This window comes from Bartonella sp. AD328YNZD (genome assembly GCF_042196425.1).
The window spans coordinates 1-5,432 of record NZ_JBHIQG010000168.1 but is presented as its reverse complement, the minus strand read 5'-3'; the positions used below and the strand labels follow the sequence as shown (position 1 = coordinate 5,432).

At 39.3% G+C, this 5,432-nt stretch carries 7 protein-coding genes; all 7 read right to left on the bottom strand.

The window, feature by feature from the left end; genetic code table 11:
- Positions 1 to 498: AAA family ATPase (locus ACFIO3_RS08235; RefSeq protein ID WP_375704301.1), on the bottom strand; the 498-nt coding region annotated here is incomplete at its 3' end.
- A gap of 8 nt (positions 499 to 506) precedes the next feature.
- Positions 507 to 1,901, bottom strand: coding sequence for a DegQ family serine endoprotease (locus ACFIO3_RS08230; RefSeq protein ID WP_375704300.1), 1,395 nt, complete (start codon positions 1,899 to 1,901; stop codon positions 507 to 509).
- Between the two features lie 270 nt (positions 1,902 to 2,171).
- Positions 2,172 to 2,600 (bottom strand): 50S ribosomal protein L17, encoded by a 429-nt coding sequence (gene rplQ, locus ACFIO3_RS08225; RefSeq protein WP_375606705.1) that lies wholly within the window; start codon positions 2,598 to 2,600, stop codon positions 2,172 to 2,174.
- 24 nt (positions 2,601 to 2,624) lie between these two features.
- Entirely contained in the window at positions 2,625 to 3,638 is a 1,014-nt protein-coding gene (locus tag ACFIO3_RS08220) for a DNA-directed RNA polymerase subunit alpha (RefSeq protein WP_375608627.1), read from the bottom strand.
- 95 nt (positions 3,639 to 3,733) lie between these two features.
- Positions 3,734 to 4,123: a 30S ribosomal protein S11 gene (rpsK, locus tag ACFIO3_RS08215; RefSeq protein WP_007347762.1), complete on the bottom strand. Its 390-nt coding sequence runs from the start codon at positions 4,121 to 4,123 to the stop codon at positions 3,734 to 3,736.
- A 113-nt stretch (positions 4,124 to 4,236) separates the two neighbouring features.
- Positions 4,237 to 4,605: a 30S ribosomal protein S13 gene (gene rpsM, locus ACFIO3_RS08210; protein WP_375608626.1), complete on the bottom strand. Its 369-nt coding sequence runs from the start codon at positions 4,603 to 4,605 to the stop codon at positions 4,237 to 4,239.
- Positions 4,606 to 4,782: 177 nt separating this feature from the next.
- Positions 4,783 to 5,361: an adenylate kinase gene (locus ACFIO3_RS08205; protein WP_375608625.1), complete on the bottom strand. Its 579-nt coding sequence runs from the start codon at positions 5,359 to 5,361 to the stop codon at positions 4,783 to 4,785.
- Positions 5,362 to 5,432 lie beyond the last annotated feature (71 nt).

Here is a 5,432-nt window from a genome sequence, read left to right as displayed (position 1 = left end):
AAATGTTAAAACACGTGCACGCGAAAGAAGGGCAGCATTCAGTTCAAAAGAAGGATTTTCGGTTGTTGCGCCTATAAGTACCACAGTACCCTCTTCCATCACAGAAAGAAAACTATCCTGCTGAGCACGATTAAACCGATGAATTTCATCAACAAAAAGAAGTGTTTTATCCCCAGATATAAAACGCCTCTGCGCAACTTCAAAAATCTTTTTAAGTTCAGAAACTCCGGTAAAAATAGCAGAAACCTGCTCAAACGCGAAATTTGTTTCAAGGGCTAACAAACGTGCAACAGTCGTTTTTCCCGTCCCTGGAGGTCCCCAAAAAATCATCGATCCAATTGAGCCAGTTGCCGCCATACGTGAAAGCAAACCATCCTCTCCAATCAAATGCTTTTGTCCCACAACATCATTGAGAGAACAAGGGCGCATTCTTTCTGCAAGTGGCTGATTTTTATTAACTTGAAAATCAAACGACGAAGTAAAAAAATCTTTCTTCAAAAAAAACCTCAACGAATAAATTGGCGAATATACATACCATCACGTTCATATTCCAATTGCCAAGTACGCGAACGAGATTGCATAAGAATCTTTTTCAACTGATGAACTGTTTGAATTTTATGGCCATTGACCACACGTAGAATATCTCCTGACCGAAAAATTCCAGCAGCATTGCTCATTTCATCAAGATTGGTAATCACAACACCTTTTGCAGATATAGGAAGATTAAAACGTCGACTATTTTGCGGCGTTAAATCTAACACTTCAGCACCAGCAAGAGGATTTTCACCCGTAATTTTTTCAGATTTTAAAAATTCAGTTTCCGAAATCGATGAAAGCATTATTTGTGTTTTTAAAGTTTTTCCACTTCGTAAATATTCCAAGGCAAGACTATGCTCAACGTCAGCTGTCATCAAACGATACCCAAGACTATCTGGACTGTCAACGCGTACCCCCTGCACACTCAAAATAACATCACCTACTTTCAATCCAGCTTTTTCAGCAGGACTATCTTTGATAACTTCAATAATCAGAGCACCATAGGGACGTTCTAAACCTAAACCACCAGCAATATCAGGTGTAACATTTTGAAAAGAAGCACCAATATAAGGCGGCACAAAATATTTTCCACCGCGTTTAACAGTATCAAGCATCACTTTTACAAGATTAACTGGAATAGCAAAACCAATCCCTACAGAACCACCCGAACGCGAATAAATAGCCGTATTAATCCCGATTAACTCACCTTTCATATCAATTAAAGCGCCACCAGAATTCCCTGGATTAATGGCAGCGTCTGTTTGAATAAAAAAGTCAAAATCAGAAATTCCAACACGTGTACGCGCTTGCGCTGAAACAATTCCACTAGTAACCGTTTGACCAACACCAAAAGGATTACCAATAGCAAGAACAAGATCACCAACTTCAACAGCATCAGAATTTCCCAAAGGCAAAACGGGAAATTGAGCATCTTTTGCATCAACTTCAAGAACAGCAATATCAGTTGCTTCATCTTTGAGTACGATCTTGCTCTCAAACTCGCGCCCATCAGAAAAAGCCACTTTAATTTCGCTTGCATCTTTAATGACGTGGTAATTTGTAACAATCAAACCCCGTGCATCAACAATCACCCCTGATCCTAATGACGATTGCTTACGGACAGGAAAATTATTTTGAAAACGACCAAAAAATTGCTCAAAAAATGGATCACCCTCAAAAGGTGATCGTGCTCTAATTTGTCGAGCTGCATAAATATTTACAACAGATGGAACTGTCTTTTTAACTAACGGAGCAAATGAAAGAGTCATTTCTTTTTGTGTTTGAGGGATATGAGCATATGCATGATCAAATGATATCGGTATCATAATCGCCCAAAAAAGCCGCACCCAAAAAGAATACCTCATAATCTACTCCTTATAAAATCAGCACATTCTGTTGAAAATTAATAGAATTAAAAAAACACATCCCCGCAAATTAAGGACCTCTATTAATATTTCATAATAGAGAATAAAAACAACCTATTTAAACAATAAATATTATAAAAATAAAATAATTCAATATTCTATAACTTTCTCTCTGCATCTATTATTTCAAGTAAAATAACTTAAAAATTCCCGCAAAAAAACCGCCCAAAGACAAGGCGGCCTTTAAAAATTCAACAGAATAAAAAAACTTTACGAAGAAGTTTCCTTTTCATTCTCAGAAGCCTCCATACGAATGCGATCCCCAGCCCCTTTCGCTTCGACATCACGATCAACAAATTCTATAACAGCCATGGGCGCATTATCACCGGTACGAAACCCCGCTTTCATAATACGTAAATACCCACCGTTGCGTGATGCATAACGTGGCGCAAGCGTATCAAATAATTTTGCAACTTTTCCTGCATCACGAAGTGCTGCAATTGCTTGTCGACGCGCATGCAAACCACCACGCTTACCAAGAGTAACGAGTTTTTCAACAATAGGACGAATTTCCTTAGCCTTTGGCAATGTTGTTACAATCTGCTCATGCTCGATCAACGAAGTTGCCATATTTGCAAACATCGCTTTACGGTGACTGGCAGTCCGATTCAACTTGCGGCCTGACTTACTATGGCGCATAAGCCCTCTCCTTAAATTCTAATTTTAATACTGATCTTCATAGCGTTTAGCAAGATCATCAATGTTTTCAGGCGGCCATGCAGGAATTTCCATCCCAAGATGTAAACCCATACACGCCAAAACTTCTTTAATTTCATTCAACGATTTGCGACCAAAATTTGGTGTCCGAAGCATTTCAGACTCCGTTTTTTGAATAAGATCACCAATATAAACAATATTATCATTTTTAAGACAATTTGCTGAACGAACTGAAAGTTCTAATTCATCCACTTTTTTGAGAAGTGCAGGATTAAAAGAAAGCTCAGAATCAGTCTCTTCAACAGCCTCCTTCTGTGGCTCTTCAAAGTTAATAAATAACGATAATTGATCTTGAAGAATACGTGCGGCAAAAGCAACAGCATCTTCTCCATTAACAGCACCATTTGTTTCAATCGTCAACGTTAATTTATCATAATCCAGAACTTGACCTTCACGCGTATTTTCTACCTTATAAGATACTTTACGAATTGGTGAATAGAGACTATCAATTGGAATAAGTCCTATGCGCGCATCATCAACACAATTACGATCCGATGGAACATAGCCTTTTCCTGTATTAACAATAAACTCCATACGAATTTCAGCATCTTCATCAAGAGTACAAATAACATGATCTGGATTTAGAATTTCCATATCTCCAACGGTATTGATATCTCCCGCTCTCACAACACCAGGACCCTCTTTATAAACAACGACACGCTTAGGCCCCTCTTCTTGCATACGAAGCGCAATCTCTTTGATATTCAAAATAATATCTGTAACATCTTCACGAACACCAGGAATTGACGAAAATTCATGTAAGACACCGTCAATCTGCACAGCAGTAATAGCCGCACCACGAAGCGAAGATAACAAGACACGACGAAGCGCATTTCCTAACGTTAAGCCAAAGCCCCGCTCAAGAGGTTCAGCAATCACGCTCGTAATATTTGGATTATCATGCGCACATGACTCAACCTTATTGGGTTTAATAAGTTCCTGCCAGTTTTTCTGGATCATATTTTTATTCCCGTTCTTTAGTTCCGTTACCATTCAATCGTAACGACCAATGTGAACATCAGAGAAATCTCCGACAACAAAAAAACAACACCCAATTAAACACGCCGCCTTTTTCGAGGACGACATCCATTATGAGGAATTGGTGTTACATCACGAATAGAAGTAATGACAAAACCAACAGATTGCAACGCACGTAGAGCAGATTCACGCCCTGAGCCAGGACCACAAACTTCAACTTCCAAAGAACGCATACCGTGCTCTTGCGCTTTCCTCGCACAATCTTCCGCAGCAACTTGAGCGGCAAAAGGTGTAGATTTACGGGCCCCTTTAAATCCCTGAGCACCAGCAGACGACCATGCAATCGCATTTCCCTGAGCATCAGTAATAGTAATCATTGTGTTATTAAATGTTGAATTAATATGTACAACACCCGATGAAATATTTTTACGTTCGCGACGACGAACACGTGTGGCTTCCTTGGCCATAATTTCCCTTTCAACGATCTCATCACTGCCGTAACATCAGCAGCTCCACCTTTTTTCCTTGCCAAACAAATCAAACAAGAAAAAGAATATATAAAAACCTTCCACAAAGGCCCTTATTTCTTCTTACCGGCAATTGCCTTAGCAGGCCCCTTACGCGTACGAGCATTCGTATGCGTACGCTGTCCTCGGACAGGCAAAGATCGACGATGCCGCAATCCACGATAACAACCAAGGTCCATCAAACGCTTAACATTCATAGCCACTTCACGACGAAGATCACCTTCAACTTGATAGCCCTGATCTATCGCCTCACGAATCTGCAACACTTCGGCATCTGAAAGTTCATGCACACGACGCCCTATGGGAATGCCAACCCGTTCAATAATTTCCTGAGCAAATTTTGGTCCAATCCCGTGGATATATTGAAGTGCAATAATTACACGCTTATTTGTCGGGATATTGACTCCAGCAATACGAGCCACGTTCACTCTCCTTAGTTATGTTGACAAATTGGCATCAAATACCTGATGTACCTTACAAAAAAATAGACTCAGAATAAAATTCTTCCGAATCCTCTTACTTCACTGAAATAAATTGAATTTATTTGTGATAGATTTCATCTCAAAAGTCAACTCTTTTCATTTACTTCTAAAAAAATCTTATGAAAGAAACCCTCTAATCATACGTGCCACTTCAGCAACACCAATCATTCCATCAACGACCTTTAACATTCCCCTCTCCGAATAAAATTTTGATAAGGGAGCTGTTTTTTCACGATATTCTACTAATCTTTTTGCAAAAACAACAGGATTGTCATCTAAGCGAACCTGTCCACCAGCCGCTATTGTTTCCTGAACACGCATCTTCATACGTTCAATCAACACGTCTTCATCAACACGCAACTCAATAACAGCATCAAGCTGCATGTTTTTTAACTCTAATATCTGTTGTAACGCTTCTGCCTGCTGCACAGTTCGTGGATACCCATCCAAAACAAAACCATTTATACAATCAGTTTCATCAATCCGATCTGATACGATTTGGTTAACAATGCTATCAGGAACTAAAGAACCAGAGCTTATAATACTCTTAGTTTTTTTACCAATTTCCGTTTCTTTAGTAATAACCTCACGCAACATATCTCCTGTTGATAAATGAGGAATGTTATATTCTTCAGTCAACATTTTAGCTTGCGTCCCTTTCCCCGCTCCTGGAGGACCTAAAAGAATAATCCTCATCGATTCCTTCTACCTCCACGAAGTTTTGATTTTTTTATCAACCCTTCATATTGGTGAGCAACAAGGTATCC